Here is a 12,741-nt window from a genome sequence, read left to right as displayed (position 1 = left end):
CTTCATCGGACCACCGATGAAGGCCTCCCCCTGCCTGGCGCCGCCTCATTCCGGCGCCAGCACCGCAACCTTCAACTCAGCTTTTTTCGCGCCGCTGAACTGGACGGTGGCCGGGCCGGGCGCAAGCTTGAAGCGCACGCTCTTGCGGATGCCAGGGCATGTTTTCACGCCACTATAGCCCGCCGACTTGATGGCCTGGCCATCCTGGATGACATCGATCCAGGCCTCCCCCGAGAGACTTATCTGGATGGCTCCCTCGGACGGCACCTCCACGCTGGCGACGGCCCCGAAACTGTCTGATGCCGGCGCACGTTCGGGCGCTACCGCAAAACCGGCTTTCTCTACCGGCACCAGCGCCAGGTCCGCAGCCGCACCAACCGCCAGTGCCGCTCCGGACGGCGTTGCCGGTGCCGCGGCAAACAGGGTCTGCTCCCGCGTCACGGGCCACTTGAAGGCCTCACAGCCGGCATCCTCGGCCATGGCAAAGCTGGTGCCTGCAAGAATTGCGAAGAGGCTGATGGCGACTTTTTTCATGGCAAAGGGAACCCACATTTCTAGAGTGGCCGCACTAATACAACCGCAACGATAGAAATGCAACCCTTGCGGGAAAAATATGAAGGGTCAAGCTGGGGACATTTTCAATCACCGATTGTTGACGCCAGGCCATGGGAAGTGAATGGTCCATTCCTGGGCGATAATCTATGGCCGGACGGATTGAAAATGGAGTCATTATGAAGCTTTTCGAAAGCCTCTCCAGATACCAGCCGCAGGCGCTCGGCGTGTTGCGCATCATGACCGCGCTGCAGTTCATCGAGCATGGCAGCCAGAAACTGTTCAACTTCCCCGTCAGCGTCGATCCCCACGCCCTTTCCGGGCTGACCACGACTGCCGCCATCCTCGAATTCGCCGGCGGCATCCTGCTCGCGCTGGGCCTGTTCACGCGACCGGTGGCATTCCTTCTGGCCGGCGAAATGGCGATCGCCTATTTCATGGCGCACATGCCGCGCGACTTCTTCCCGGTCAACAATGGCGGCGATTCGGCGATCTCGTTCTGCTTCATCTTCCTCTATCTGGTGTTTGCCGGCGCCGGCGCTTTCGCGCTGGACAGCCGCCGCAGCGCCTGACGCCAGAAAGAGGATGCGGGCCTGGTGCATGTCGCCCAAAAGTGCCCGGCGGTCTTGGGACAACGACATCCACAAAACAGGAATCTGAAGCGCATCGGCGAAGCCGAAGCGCTTCAAGCACGCATCCGTTCGAAATTGGCGTCGAACAGCGGCACCGCCTGAATGCGCGCCGCATGGCGCTTGCCCAGCAGCTCGATCTCGAAGCCGTCGCTCTCATCAGCGATCTCCTTCGGCACATAGCCGACGGCGACGGATTTCTTCGAATGATGCGCATAGCCACCCGACGTCACCCAGCCGCGCACCGCACCATCGAACCAGATCGGCTCATCGCCAATGACATCGGCATCGTCGGCATCGACGATAAAAGCGCGCAGGCGCAATTTGCCGCCCTGCCTGCGCTCGGCCAGCGCCGCGGCCTTGCCTATGAAATCGGCGTCCTTGCCGTAAGCAACGAAGCGGTCGAGCCCCGCTTCCAGCGGCCCGTAGATCGGCCGGTACTCGCGCCCCCATGAGCCGTAATTCTTGTCCAGCCGCAGCGCATTGAGGGCGCGCGAGCCGAACAGGCCGATGCCGAATTCCCCGCCCGCCGCCATCAGCGCTTGATAGGCGGCGCGCTGGTATTCCTGCGCCACCCAGATCTCGTAGCCGAGATCGCCGGTATAGCTCACACGGCCGACCAGGCACGGCGCCATGCCGATATCCATCCGGCCAATGGCCATGAAGGAAAAGGCCGCGTTGGAGACATCCGAGCGCGTCGCCTTTGCCAGCACATCCCGCGCCTTCGGGCCGGCGATCGACAGACCGGTGAGCTTCGCGCCCAGCGCCTCGATGCGGACCGATCCATCGTCAGGCAGGTGCTTCTCGAACCAGCGCATATGGTATTGCTCGGCGATGCCGGAGCCGGCGAGGAACCAGCCCTCGCTTCCGAGATTGGCGAGGGTGAAATCGCCGATCAGTCTGCCGTCTTCCTTCAGCATCGGCGCCAGCGTCATGCGGCCGGGCTTGGGCAGTTTGCAGGCAAGCATCCGGTCGAGCCAAGCGGCCGCTCCCTCACCCGTCACCTTGTATTTGGCGAAGCTCGAAATCTCCGACAGGCCGACACCGTCGCGAACTGTGGCGACCTCCTTGGCGACCTGCGTGAAATCGCTCGAGCGGCGCCAGGAGAATTCGTCCTTGACGCCTTCCGGCGCGTACCACAGCGGCACTTCCAGCCCATAGGCAACGCCCCATTGCGCACCCTTGGCCGACAGCAGGTCGTAGACCGGCGTCGTCTTCAGCGGCCGCCCGGCGGGCAGCTCCTCATTGGGGAAGCGGATCGAAAAGCGCCTGGAATAATTCTCGCGCACCTTGGCGTTGGTATAGGCCATCGTCGCCCAGTCGCCGTAGCGCGCGACATCCATCGCCCAGATGTCGGCGCCGGGATCGCCCTCGATCATCCAGTTCGACAAAGCGAGGCCGACGCCGCCGCCTTGCGAAAACCCGGCCATGACACCGCAGGCGACCCAGAAGCCCGGCAGCCCGCGCACCGGCCCGACCAATGGGTTGCCGTCGGGCGCGAAGGTGAAAGGCCCGTTGATGATCTGCTTGATGCCCGTGTTCTGGAAGGCCGGGAAATGGCGGAAGCCGACCTCAAGCGACGGCGCGATGCGGTCGATGTCGGGCGCCAGCAATTCATGGCCGAAATTCCATGGCGTCTGGTATTCGGACCATGGCTTGTTGGCCTTTTCGTAAGTGCCCATCAGCATGCCGCCGCGCTCCTGGCGCAGATAGAGCTCGCCATCGAAGTCGACCGCGTGGATGATCTCGGTGCCGGTCTTGGCGTTCCAGGCGGCGACCTCCGGCATGTCCTCGGTGATCAGGTACATGTGCTCCATGGCCAGCACCGGCAGTTCGAGGCCGACCATGCGGCCGACCTCGCGCGCCCACAGGCCGCCGGCGTTGACGACATGCTCGGCCACCACCTCGCCCTTGTTGGTGATGACCCGCCACAGCCCGTCAGGGCGCCGCACGATGTCCTCGACCTTGGTGAAACGCTCGACCTCGGCGCCGAGTTTCCGCGCGGCCTTGGCATAGGCGTGGGTGACGCCGGAGGGATCGAGATGGCCGTCCTCTTTGTTCCTGACCGCGCCGACGAACTGCTTGGGATCGAGCAGCGGCATCAGTTCGGCCGCTTCGTTGGGCGAGATCTCCTCGAGCTCGATGCCGAGATAGCGGCCCTTGGCGACGACGCCGCGCAGCCAGTCGAGCCGCGCCTCGGTCGCTGCCAGAAGCACGCCACCGGTCAGATGCACGCCGGTCGCCTGGCCGGAAAGCTCCTCGATCTCCTTGTAGAGATTGATCGTGTATTTCTGCAGCTTGGCGACGTTGGGGTCGCCATTGATGGTGTGCATGCCCCCGGCCGCGTGCCAGGTCGAGCCTGAGGTCAGCTCGTCGCGCTCGAGCAGGACAACGTCGGTCCAGCCGTGGCGGGCGAGATGGAACAACACGGAGCATCCGACGACGCCACCGCCAATGACCACGACCTTTGCATGCGATTTCATGGATTTTTTCTCTGATATCAGTGAGTTGAATGGGTGAATGGATTCAAGCTGGGAACGATCACGGCTCGCCCTGCCCGATCGCTTCCTTGCGCCTGGCCATGTAAGCCTCTAGCGCCTCGCGCACGGCGATATCCATCACCGGCTCGACATAGTCCTCCAGCGCTTTCTTCCACAGCCGCGTCGCGCGTGCCGTGGCGTCGAGGCCGCCGGCTTCCTGCCAGGCTTCGTAATTCTGCCAGTTGGACAGCATCGGCTGGTAGAAGGCAGTGGCGTAGCGCTCCAGCGTGTGCGGCTCGCCGAAGAAATGCCCACCGGTTGGCACCGCACCCAAAGCCTCGACGGCGAGTTCCGCCTCATTGACTTCGATCGGGCGCAAGAACTCCATCATATGCTGGATCATCTCGACATCGATGATGAGTTTTTCGAACGACGCCGTCAGCCCGCCCTCCTGCCAGCCGGCGGCGTGGTAGACGAGGTTGCCGTGGCCGAGCACCGCGCCCCACAGTGCCATCAGCGTCTCATAGGCGCCCTGCGCGTCGGCGGCATTGGAAGCCGAGCCCGGCGTCGTGCGGTAGGGCAGCCCGTAGCGCCGCGCCAGTTGCCCTGACGCAATGTTGGCCTTGGTGTTCTCAGGCGTGCCGAAGGCCGGTGCGCCCGACTTCATGTCGACATTGGAGGTGAAGGCGCCATACATGACCGGCGCGCCCGGACGGACAAGCTGCGTCAGCACTACGCCGAACAGCGCCTCGGCATTCTGCTGCGCCAGCGCCCCGGCCAGCGTCACCGGGCTCATCGCCCCCATCAGCGTGAACGGCGTCACCGCCACCGACTGGCCGAACTCGGCCATGGTCATCAGGCCTTCGGCCATCATCTCGTCGAAGCGGCGCGGGGAGTTGACCGAGATGATCGTGGTGATGCCGGGATCGTCGCGCATCTGGTCGAGCGTCAGCCCACGCGAAATCGCCATCATCTCGATGCCGTCCAATGCCCTGCCCCGGCCGATCGCCGAGACATGGAAACTCTTGTCGGTCAGCGTCAGATTGGTGAAATAAGTGTCGAGATGGCGGGAGTTTGCCGGCAGCTCCACCGGCGCGCAGACCTGGTTGCCCAGCATGTGGATGCAGTTGAAATGCTGCGCCAGCCGTGTGAGATCCGAATAGTCGCGCAAATTGCCGGCGCGGCGGCCGCGCTCCATGTCATGGACATTGGGCGGCCCGGCAACGAGGGTGAAATTGATGGTGTTGCCGCCCAGATGAACCGCGTTGGCCGGGTTGCGCGGCGTCAACACATAGCTGGGCTGCGTGGTCTTCAGCACGTCTTCGATCAGGCCGCGATCGATGCGGACATTCGCTGAGGCATGATCGACCCTGGCGCCGGCCTTCTCGAACAGCGACAGCGCGCGCGGACTCATCACCTCGATGCCGAAATTCTCCAATATGTGCATCGACGCCTGATGGATCTGCTTGATCTGATCGGGCGACAGCATGGCCATTGGCGGATAGGGATTGGTCACCCGCCTGAGCGGCAGTTGCGGAATGGCCGATGGCCCCCGATTGCTGGTGCGCTCGGCGCCGCGTTTGCGTCTTGGTTCGTTCATGCCTGGCATCAAAGCCCCGGCAAACCAGGCAAGCTGTCATAAATACGCCGTTTGCGGGCGTGATTTTAGCCACGGCGGCATTTCCGCAGTATCCATTTATAGAATACGACGAAATATGTCGGATTGTTGATATGGGATTTCCTCGAGCGACCGCTCGGGCGAAGCGTTAATGGACGCTGCAAGATTCCCTTTATGATTTCGGCCTATTGCTCTGCCGATGCGTAGTTCGAGTTTTAGTAAAATTGGTGCGGTTTGCGTGCTGCTGGCGCTTTCGGCCTGCGCCACGCCGCCCAATCACATCAACAATGTCTGCGCCGTCTTCGACCAGAATGACGGCTGGTTCGACAACTGGCAGTCTGCCGCCGAGCGCACCCAACAGAAATATGGCATTCCCGTTCCCGTACTGATGGCGACGGTGCGCAAGGAATCGGGCTTCAAGAGCAATGCAAGGCCGCCGCGTACCAAGCTGCTCGGCTTCATTCCGTGGAAGCACGTCTCCACGGCCACCGGCTTCTCGCAGGCGCTGGACGGCACCTGGTCGCAATATCAGCGCGAGACCGGCAACTGGGCGGCGCGGCGGACGAAATTCGCCGATGCGGTCGATTTCGTCGGCTGGTATCATTCCAAGACATCTGACACCTACGGCGTCGCCCGCAATGACACCTACAATCTCTACCTTGCCTACTATCTCGGCTGGACCGCCTATGGCCGCGGCAACAGGGGCGATGCCGGTGTGCAGGGCTATGCCCGGGCCACCGACAAGATGGCGCGGGACTATGCCCAGCAGTTGAGCGAGTGCGGGAACTGAGCTTGCCGCATCGTTGATCTCGATCTTCGGACGGTCAGCTCGGCCTTTTGCCGCGCGGACGCTTTGGTGGCGTGCCAGCAAAACCGGGCCCATCGCCATGCGGCGCATCGTCCGGCATACCTTCGTGCGCGGCGTGTTCCTTGTCGAACTTGATCACGGGCTCCATCTTGGCCAGCACGTCGTCGGAGAGCCAGCACAGGCTCATATGACCGTCGCCGAGATGCTTGACCGGCGGCACCTTGGTCTCGCAGAGATTGTCCGGCACCAGCTTCTTGTAGCCACAACGGGTCTGGAACGGACAGCCGGGTGGCGGGTTCATCGCCGACGGGATGTCGCCTTCCAGCACGATGTGCTTCTTCACGACACTCGTGTCGGCGATCGGGATCGCCGACAGCAGCGCCTCGGTGTAGGGATGATAGGGCGGTGCGAAGATCTGGTCGGTCGTGCCTTGCTCGACGATGTAGCCGAGATACATGACGACGACGCGGTCGGCGATGTAGCGAACGACGGACAGATCGTGGCTGATAAACAGCATCGTCGTCTTGTTCTTGCGCTGGATGTCCATCAGCAGTTCGGTCACCGCCGCCTGCACCGACACGTCCAATGCCGAGACCGGCTCGTCGGCCACCACCACCTTGGCGTCACCGGCAAAGGCTCGCGCCACGCCGATGCGCTGCTTCTGGCCGCCCGAAAGCTGACGCGGCTTGCGGGTTTCGAATGCCCGCGGCAGCTTCACCAGGTCGAGCAGCTCCAGCATCCGCTTGCGGCGATCGGCAACCGTCTTGCCGACATTGAACTTCTCCAGCGTGCGGATGATCTGCGAACCGACCGAATGGCTGGGATTGAGCGTGTCGAACGGATTCTGGAACACCATCTGGATCGACGACACCGTGTCGACGCTCCGTTTGTCGATCCCCGTCGACTGGATTTCCGTGTTGCCCAGCGTCACCGTGCCGGCACTTGCCGTCTCCAGCCCGAGCAGCACCTTGGCCAGCGTCGACTTTCCGCAGCCGGATTCGCCGACGATGGCGACCGTCTCGGATTCGCGCGCCATGAACGAGATCGTCTCGTTGGCCTTGACGACGCGGCCCTCGCTCGAGCCGAACACCTCGCTGCCGCCGACCCTGTAATATTTTCTGAGGTCCTCGATCTTGAGCACCGGCGCGCCGGGCACGACGCGCTCATTGACCTTCTTGGCACCGGGTGGCAGCGCTTCCCAGTCGATCTCGTTGAAGCGCACGCAGCGCGAGAAATGGCCTTCGTGACCAGCGACCTCGATCATCGGGATTTCGGCGGCGTTGCAGACACCCTCGACGAAATGGTGGCAGCGCGGGCCGAAATTGCAGCCCTTGGGCCGCTCGTGCGGCAGCGGCAGCTGTCCGGGGATGGAGATCAGCGGCCGTGAGTTCTTGTCGGCGCCCGGCAGCGGGATCGAGCGGAACAGCCCTTGCGTATAGGGGTGGCGCATCCGGTCGAACACGTCCTTGATCTTGCCGGTCTCCACCGCTTCGCCCGAATACATCACCGTGATGCGATCGCAGGTTTCCAGGATCAGGCCGAGATTGTGCGACACGAAGATCATCGACGTGCCGAACTTTTCGCCCAGCCCCTTGACCAGATCGACGATGCCCGCCTCCACCGTCACGTCGAGCGCCGTCGTCGGCTCGTCGAGCAAAAGCAGCGCCGGCTTCGACAGCAGCGCCATGGCAATGACGATGCGCTGCTGCTGGCCGCCGGAGAGCTGGTGCGGATAGGAGCGCATCATACGCTCGGGATCGGGCAATTTGACCGAGCGCACCATATCGAGGGCGCGTTTATAGGCCTCTTCCTTCGACACCTTGTCGTGGATCAGCGGCACTTCCATCAGCTGCTGGCCGACCTTCATCGCCGGGTTCAGGCTCGCCATCGGCTCCTGGTAGATCATGGCGATCTTGTTGCCGCGGATGGAACGCAACTCCTCGTCGGAGAGTTCGCCCATGTCCTTGCCCTGGAACTTGATCTTGCCGCCGACGATCTTCCCGATGTTGGAGAGGTCGCGCATGATGCCGAGCGACACGGTCGACTTGCCGCAGCCGGATTCGCCGACAATGCCCATCGCCTCGCCCGGCATGACGGTGCAGGAAAAATCCATGACCGCCGGTATCTCGCCCTTGCGGGTGAAGAAGGAGATCGACAGGTTCTCGATCTCGATGATCGGCCCTTTGGTTGGCCCGGGGGTCGGCTTGGCGGGATTTCGAACTGCCTCGTTCATGGGTCGCTCCAATCCTGGTTCTTCCAGGCCTGTTTCTCTCAGGCCCATCGGGTCGAAACCCGCGACATCAGTCTTTCATCGATTGTTCGCGCAGCGAGTCGGCGAGCAGGTTCAAGCCCAGCACGAACGACATCAGTGCGATGGTCGGCGGCAGCGCCGGATGGATGAAGGAGCGCAGCAGGCGGCTGGCGTCCTTGATCGCGGTGCCCCAGTCCGGGCTTTCCGGCGCCAGGCCAAGGCCGAAATAACCGAGCGTGCCGAGCAGGATCGTGGTGTAGCCGATGCGCAGGCAGGCATCGACGATCAGTGGCCCGCGCGCGTTGGGCAGGATCTCCCACAGCATGATGTACCAGGGCGATTCACCGCGCGTCTGCGCCGCCGCCACATAATCGCGCGTCTTGATGTCCATCACCAGGCCACGCACGATGCGGAACACGCCGGGGCTGGAGGCGAACACCACCGCCACGAAGATGTTGAGCTGGTTTGGATCGATATGGACGATGTGCAGCGGGTCCTTATCGAACACAAGGCCGAGATAGATCCAGCCACCGAGGATCAGGGTGATGCCGAGCAGGATGTAGAGCCGGTCGGGCCGGTTCTTGTAGCGGGTCCAGAACAGCACGCTGAAGAAGATGATCGGAAACAGGAAGAACACGCCGGCCATGCCATAGGGGATCGGCGTGTCCATGATGCCCGGCGTCACCAAGAGGTAGAACAGCAGGATCACCGGGAAGGCGAGCACAAGGTTGGCCAGGAACGACAGCACGGTGTCGATCTTGCCGCCGTAATAGCCGGCGGGCAGGCCGAGCGTGATGCCGACCATCAGCGCGAAGCCGGTCGCGGCAGGCGCGATGATCAGCACGATCTGGCTGCCATAGACCATGCGCGAAAACACGTCGCGCGCCAGCTTGTCGCCGCCGAACAGATAGGTCAGCCCCGACTGCGGTTCGACGGCGCCCGGCAGCACGTCCTTCATGATCGGAATCTGGGCCAGCGGATCGAAGGGCGATATGGTCGCGGCGAAGATCGCCGTGAACAGCCAGAACAGGCAGATGCCGACGCCGACAATGCCGACACCGCTGTCGAACAGCTGGCCGTAGAGCGCCAGCTTCTTCTTGTAGGCGAAGCTCGCGCCCATGACGATGACGAGCGCGATCCAGACCGGCCAGAAGCGCGACAGCACTTCGAAAACGACGGTGAAGCCACTGATGTATTGAACCGGCATCGGCTTCGCTCCCTACTGAACTCTGATACGCGGATTGAGAAATGCGTAGCCGACATCGGAAATGAGCTGCGTGATCAAGACGATGAACACCGAGACCAGCGAGCAGCCGAGCAAAAGGTCGATATCGTTGTTGCCGGCCGCCTCGACCAGCGTGTAGCCGAAGCCCTGGTAGCGGAACATCACCTCGACGATGACGACGCCGGTGAGCAGCCAAGGGAACTGCAGCATGATGACGGTGAACGGTGCGATCAGCGCGTTGCGCAAGGCATGTTTGACCACCACGCTGCCGAAGGAGAGACCCTTCAACCGCGCGGTACGGATATATTGCTGCGTCATCACTTCGACCATCGAAGCTCGCGTCATGCGGGCGATATAGCCGATGCCGTAGATCGCCAGCGTCATCACCGGCAGTGTGAAATTGTAGAAGGTGATGCCCTGGCTGGCCGAAGCCGCCGAGCCGTTCAGCCAGCCTAGCCATGAGGCGAAGATGACGGTGAAGATGACGCCCGACACATATTCAGGCGTCGCCGTCGAGGCGATCGACGCCACGGACAGCACCCGGTCGGTTCGCGACCCCTCACGCATGCCGGCCAGAATGCCGATCAGCAGCGAGATCGGCACCATCACCGCCAGCACCCAGAACATCAGGATGCCCGTAGCGCCGAGTGCCGGAAACAGTTTTGAGGCGACGGTCGCCTTGAACTTGGTCGAGCAGCCGAAATCGCCCTGGAAAACGCCGGCAAAGGTCGGCACTAGCGGATCGTTGCAGAAGGAGAAACGCTGCGCCGGCTTACCGGTCGCCGGGTCGGTTACCGGCTGCTTGGGCAAGACACCAAGCCACTGGCCGTAGCGGACGAAGAAGTTCTGCCGGTAGCCATGGTTGACCAGCCAGCTCTCGAGCTGCTCGGCCGACGTATGCATTTCGGTCTGGCTGATCGCCAGCTTCTTCAGATTGGGTTCGAGGTTGATCAGGAAGAAGACGACCATGGTCAGGCACAGCATCGTCAATGCCATGGTGCCAAGACGCCTGATAACGAAGGAAAGCATGGCGGCCCCCTGCCGATGGGTTGGGGTTTGAGCCGGCTATGAAAGCCAACCCTGCCGTGACCGGCGGGGCTGGCTGTCAAACAGGCCTTCGGATGCGATCAACCCTGTTTTTGTTGCATGGCCTTGCCCGCGAGTCCGCAACTTTTTTGAGAATGTGCGGACCAGCAGGGACGGACAATGCAAAGAGCGAGGGAAGGGAGCGAGCCCCTTCCCTCCATGTCGATGCGATATCAAGCCTGGTCGAGCCAGACCTTGCCGTAGTCGCGCTCGAAGGTCGGGTGCATCTTGTAGTTCTGCACCGCCTTCACCGAGTGGCTGTAGAGCTTGCGCCAGTACGGCTGGATCATGATGCCGGAATCCTGCAGGATCTGCTCGATGTCCTTCATCATGTCCTTGCGCTTGGCGGCGTCGGCAACGGCGAGCGCCGCATTGAGCTTGGCATCCCAGTCCGGATTCGACCAGCCGGCCTCGTTCCAGGCCTCGCCGGTGCGATAGGCGATGGCCAGAACCTGGACGCCGAGCGGACGCATGTTCCAGTTGGTCATCGACAGCGGATACTTCGTCCAGTCGTTCCAGAACGTGGAACCCGGCAGAACGGTGCGCTTCACCTTGATGCCGGCGTCGCGCAGCTGGGCGGCGATCGCATCGCCGGTGTTCTTATGCCAGTCTTCGTCGACGGTGATCAGCTCGTGTTCGAAGTCGGCTTGGCCGGCTTCCGCCATCAGCGCCTTCGCCTTGGCCGGATCACGGGCAACCTTGGGCAGCTCGTAATATTCCGGATGGATCGAGCAGACATGGTGGTTTTCGGCGACCGAGCCGGCATTGCCGTAGCCGAGCTGCAAGACGACATTGTTGTCGACCGCAAGCTGCAGCGCGTTGCGCACCTTCTGGTCGCCATAGGGCTTGTTGTTGACGTTGGTGCGGCAGACGATGGTCGACGCGGTGACGATTTCCGACTTCACCAGGTCCATGCCGTCGAGGATCGACACATAGTCGGCCGAAGTCTCGAAATTGGTGTGCACTTCGCCGGCCTCGAAAGCGCTGACCATGGCTGCCGGATCGGTGCCGTAGTCGATGAATTCCAGGCCATCGAGGAACACTTCGCCGTCCCACCACTTGTCATCGGTGCGGCGCTTGTAGACCACCTTCTGACCGACATCGTAGGAGACGAGTTCGAACGGACCGGTGCCGATCGGGCAGGCCTTGAAGTCGCCGCCCTTCTCATCGAAGGTCTTGTGGACGATCAGCCCGGGATAGTCGCACATGTTCGGAATCAGCGCGATGTCCGGCTTGCTGAGCTTAAGCACGACCGTGTGGTCGTCCGGCTTGGTCACGGCGCTTTCGTCGAGCTTGTCGTCCTTGACCAGCGAGCCGAGACGGCCGGGCATGGAATTGCCTTCGGCTTTCTTGTCAGCCCAGCGCTTCAGGTTGAAGATGACGTCATCGGCGGTGAAGGCATCGCCATTCGACCAGGTGACGCCCTTGCGCACATGCAGCGTATACTGCGTGGCGTCGTCGTTGACGTCCCAGCTTTCCAGCAGATAGGGGCGAAACGTGTATTCGGAGGTGTACTTGACCAGCGGCTCCAGCGCCTGGCGCTCGGCATTGGCGATTTCCGACCAGTCGGCCTTGCGCGGGTCCTTGGGATCTTTGATCCACTGGGCGATCTTCAGCGTGCCGCCCTTCTTGCCCTTTACCTCTTCGGCCTTCGCCGGCGTCGGATCGGCGAGGCCGAGCAAGCCGTAAGCCATTGCCGTCGATGCGCCGAAGACGCTGGCCATGGCCAGGAATTCGCGGCGGTCCACCTTGCCTGCCTTGGCTTCTTCGGCCATGGCCAGGATGTGATCCGGAACGCGATCGCCATTACTCTTATAAATTGTCATGACTTAACTCCCATTGTTGGCTTTCCGCCTTTTAACATTCCGCATCCAGGCCATGATGTCAAAGACGGCGTGGATTGAGAACATGTTAGGGAATGTGCAACTTTGAAAGGGGAGCGGTTCGCGTGATAACGACAGTCTTGGCGCAAATTTGCTACTGCCCGACGGATTCTTCTGGAATCGCGATAGTCGATTAAACTGAGACATTTACTCTGGCCCGCACAGCACCAGAATCGATCCACCATGAGGCCAAAAGCCCCGCCGGACTG

At 62.1% G+C, this 12,741-nt stretch carries 9 protein-coding genes; 2 read left to right on the top strand and 7 right to left on the bottom strand.

Features of this window, described 5'->3' with window-relative positions; genetic code table 11:
- Positions 1-45: 45 nt before the first annotated feature.
- Positions 46-534, bottom strand: coding sequence for a hypothetical protein (locus tag LB559_RS28700; RefSeq protein ID WP_084652544.1), 489 nt, complete (start codon positions 532-534; stop codon positions 46-48).
- 197 nt (positions 535-731) lie between these two features.
- Between LB559_RS28700 and LB559_RS28695 the strand changes: the two genes are divergently transcribed.
- Positions 732-1,124, top strand: a complete 393-nt coding sequence (locus LB559_RS28695) for a DoxX family protein (protein WP_013530889.1) — start codon at positions 732-734, stop codon at positions 1,122-1,124.
- Positions 1,125-1,237: 113 nt separating this feature from the next.
- Here LB559_RS28695 and LB559_RS28690 read toward each other — a convergent pair whose 3' ends face one another.
- Positions 1,238-3,664, bottom strand: coding sequence for an FAD-dependent oxidoreductase (locus tag LB559_RS28690; protein WP_224675556.1), 2,427 nt, complete (start codon positions 3,662-3,664; stop codon positions 1,238-1,240).
- Positions 3,665-3,722: 58 nt separating this feature from the next.
- Positions 3,723-5,261 (bottom strand): trimethylamine methyltransferase family protein, encoded by a 1,539-nt coding sequence (locus LB559_RS28685; protein WP_224675555.1) that lies wholly within the window; start codon positions 5,259-5,261, stop codon positions 3,723-3,725.
- A gap of 217 nt (positions 5,262-5,478) precedes the next feature.
- Between LB559_RS28685 and LB559_RS28680 the strand changes: the two genes are divergently transcribed.
- Positions 5,479-6,069: a transglycosylase SLT domain-containing protein gene (locus LB559_RS28680; RefSeq protein ID WP_013530886.1), complete on the top strand. Its 591-nt coding sequence runs from the start codon at positions 5,479-5,481 to the stop codon at positions 6,067-6,069.
- A gap of 34 nt (positions 6,070-6,103) precedes the next feature.
- On the opposite strand, the gene LB559_RS28675 is transcribed toward LB559_RS28680, so the two are convergent.
- The 4 genes from LB559_RS28675 to LB559_RS28660 all read right to left on the bottom strand — a co-directional run bounded on the left by LB559_RS28675 (position 6,104) and on the right by LB559_RS28660 (position 12,475).
- On the bottom strand, positions 6,104-8,320 hold the full coding sequence (locus LB559_RS28675; RefSeq protein WP_224675554.1) for an ABC transporter ATP-binding protein: 2,217 nt from the start codon (positions 8,318-8,320) through the stop codon (positions 6,104-6,106).
- A gap of 67 nt (positions 8,321-8,387) precedes the next feature.
- Entirely contained in the window at positions 8,388-9,545 is a 1,158-nt protein-coding gene (locus tag LB559_RS28670; RefSeq protein ID WP_013530884.1) for an ABC transporter permease, read from the bottom strand.
- A 12-nt stretch (positions 9,546-9,557) separates the two neighbouring features.
- The gene (locus LB559_RS28665) at positions 9,558-10,592 is read right to left on the bottom strand and encodes an ABC transporter permease (protein ID WP_013530883.1); all 1,035 of its coding nucleotides are present in this window, start codon (positions 10,590-10,592) and stop codon (positions 9,558-9,560) included.
- Between the two features lie 230 nt (positions 10,593-10,822).
- Positions 10,823-12,475, bottom strand: coding sequence for an ABC transporter substrate-binding protein (locus tag LB559_RS28660; RefSeq protein WP_013530882.1), 1,653 nt, complete (start codon positions 12,473-12,475; stop codon positions 10,823-10,825).
- Positions 12,476-12,741 lie beyond the last annotated feature (266 nt).

It is taken from the genome of Mesorhizobium sp. BR1-1-3, assembly GCF_020165455.1.
GTDB lineage: Bacteria > Pseudomonadota > Alphaproteobacteria > Rhizobiales > Rhizobiaceae > Mesorhizobium > Mesorhizobium ciceri.
Note: the sequence above shows the minus strand (reverse complement) of the source record. Positions and strands in the feature narration are given on the sequence as shown.

What these genes read in the sequence shown, in the direction of transcription:
- LB559_RS28680 (WP_013530886.1), top strand. Translation starts at nt 5,479, where the DNA reads ATGCGTAGTTCGAGTTTTAGTAAAATTGGTGCGGTTTGCGTGCTGCTG.
- LB559_RS28660 (WP_013530882.1), bottom strand. Translation starts at nt 12,475, where the DNA reads ATGACAATTTATAAGAGTAATGGCGATCGCGTTCCGGATCACATCCTG.
- LB559_RS28690 (WP_224675556.1), bottom strand. Translation starts at nt 3,664, where the DNA reads ATGAAATCGCATGCAAAGGTCGTGGTCATTGGCGGTGGCGTCGTCGGA.
- LB559_RS28685 (WP_224675555.1), bottom strand. Translation starts at nt 5,261, where the DNA reads ATGAACGAACCAAGACGCAAACGCGGCGCCGAGCGCACCAGCAATCGG.
- LB559_RS28695 (WP_013530889.1), top strand. Translation starts at nt 732, where the DNA reads ATGAAGCTTTTCGAAAGCCTCTCCAGATACCAGCCGCAGGCGCTCGGC.
- LB559_RS28700 (WP_084652544.1), bottom strand. Translation starts at nt 534, where the DNA reads ATGAAAAAAGTCGCCATCAGCCTCTTCGCAATTCTTGCAGGCACCAGC.
- LB559_RS28665 (WP_013530883.1), bottom strand. Translation starts at nt 10,592, where the DNA reads ATGCTTTCCTTCGTTATCAGGCGTCTTGGCACCATGGCATTGACGATG.
- LB559_RS28670 (WP_013530884.1), bottom strand. Translation starts at nt 9,545, where the DNA reads ATGCCGGTTCAATACATCAGTGGCTTCACCGTCGTTTTCGAAGTGCTG.
- LB559_RS28675 (WP_224675554.1), bottom strand. Translation starts at nt 8,320, where the DNA reads ATGAACGAGGCAGTTCGAAATCCCGCCAAGCCGACCCCCGGGCCAACC.